Origin of the sequence: Sporosarcina koreensis (assembly GCF_001531445.1) — a bacterium.
GTDB classification, from domain to species: Bacteria; Bacillota; Bacilli; order Bacillales_A; family Planococcaceae; genus Sporosarcina; species Sporosarcina koreensis_C.
In genome coordinates this window covers 1-1,351 of sequence record NZ_LQYA01000142.1, presented here as the reverse complement: position 1 = coordinate 1,351, position 1,351 = coordinate 1, and the positions used below count along the sequence as shown (strand labels likewise).

9 tRNA genes and 1 rRNA gene are annotated in these 1,351 nt (G+C 49.1%); all 10 read left to right on the top strand.

The window, feature by feature from the left end:
• Window positions 1-222 precede the first annotated feature (222 nt).
• The 10 genes from rrf (at window position 223) to AWV70_RS15125 (ending at window position 1,194) form a co-directional block, all read left to right on the top strand.
• Window positions 223-338 (top strand): 5S ribosomal RNA (rrf, locus tag AWV70_RS15170).
• 29 nt (window positions 339-367) lie between these two features.
• A tRNA-Val gene (locus tag AWV70_RS15165) sits at window positions 368-443 on the top strand.
• Window positions 444-468: 25 nt separating this feature from the next.
• A tRNA-Thr gene (locus AWV70_RS15160) sits at window positions 469-544 on the top strand.
• Window positions 545-551: 7 nt separating this feature from the next.
• A tRNA-Lys gene (locus AWV70_RS15155) sits at window positions 552-627 on the top strand.
• 23 nt (window positions 628-650) lie between these two features.
• A tRNA-Leu gene (locus AWV70_RS15150) sits at window positions 651-732 on the top strand.
• A gap of 8 nt (window positions 733-740) precedes the next feature.
• Window positions 741-815, top strand: a tRNA-Gly gene (locus AWV70_RS15145).
• 9 nt (window positions 816-824) lie between these two features.
• Window positions 825-913: transfer RNA gene (locus AWV70_RS15140), tRNA-Leu, on the top strand.
• A gap of 24 nt (window positions 914-937) precedes the next feature.
• Window positions 938-1,014, top strand: a tRNA-Arg gene (locus AWV70_RS15135).
• A 15-nt stretch (window positions 1,015-1,029) separates the two neighbouring features.
• Window positions 1,030-1,106: transfer RNA gene (locus AWV70_RS15130), tRNA-Pro, on the top strand.
• Window positions 1,107-1,118: 12 nt separating this feature from the next.
• Window positions 1,119-1,194 (top strand) — tRNA-Ala (locus AWV70_RS15125).
• Window positions 1,195-1,351 lie beyond the last annotated feature (157 nt).

Genomic DNA, 1,351 nt, shown 5'->3' with positions numbered 1-1,351 from the left:
AGGTGGATAGGTCCGGGGTGGAAGCGTGGCGACACGTGCAGCTGACGGATACTAATCGATCGAGGACTTAACCTTATAGTTGAAAAGGTACGGTTGAAATTGAGTTCAGCGACAATGTTGGTTTTATCCGGTTTTGAACGAACAAGCATCGTTCAAAAAAGTACTTGTAAATCTATAGAGAATTGGTATAATGATTAATGTCCTTATAAAGGATGTTACAAGTCTGGTGATGAAGGCGAAGAGGTCACACCCGTTCCCATACCGAACACGGAAGTTAAGCTCTTCAGCGCCGATGGTAGTAGGGGGCTTCCCCCTGTGAGAGTAGGACGTCGCCGGGCTTGTCAATTCCCTGTAGAGATTATATAATGGAGGATTAGCTCAGCTGGGAGAGCACCTGCCTTACAAGCAGGGGGTCGGCGGTTCGAACCCGTCATCCTCCACCATATTATTTTAATATACTTCTTATGTGCCGGTGTAGCTCAGTTGGTAGAGCAACTGACTTGTAATCAGTAGGTCGTGGGTTCGACTCCTATCGCCGGCACCACTTTTTTGAGCCATTAGCTCAGTCGGTAGAGCATCTGACTTTTAATCAGAGGGTCGCAGGTTCGAATCCTGCATGGCTCACCATTTTTACTGCTTGATTTTAATATGCGGGTGTGGTGGAACTGGCAGACACGCTAGACTTAGGATCTAGTGCCGTAAGGCGTGGGGGTTCGACTCCCTTCACCCGCACTTATTTTGCGGAAGTAGTTCAGTGGTAGAATACGACCTTGCCAAGGTCGGGGTCGCGGGTTCGAATCCCGTCTTCCGCTCCATTTATTTTCGCCGGGGTGGCGGAACTGGCAGACGCACAGGACTTAAAATCCTGCGGTAGGTGACTACCGTACCGGTTCGATTCCGGTTCTCGGCACCAAAACTGTCTCATTTAAATGAATAGGCGCCCGTAGCTCAATTGGATAGAGCGTCTGACTACGGATCAGAAGGTTGTGGATTCGACTTCTGCCGGGCGCGCCATTAATTTATGAATATCGGGAAGTAGCTCAGCTTGGTAGAGCACTTGGTTTGGGACCAAGGGGTCGCAGGTTCGAATCCTGTCTTCCCGACCATTTCTTACTAACGGGGCCTTAGCTCAGCTGGGAGAGCGCCTGCCTTGCACGCAGGAGGTCAGCGGTTCGATCCCGCTAGGCTCCACCATATGAACCTTGAAAACTGAACAGCAAAACGTCAACAAATAAAGTTCTGAAGCCGACCCTGTCGGTGGAATGAACAAACGAATCTTCGGATTCAAAATTGACATCTTAAATGATGCCAGCAAGAAACTCGAGCTACTCGAATTTCTCTATTATGGAGA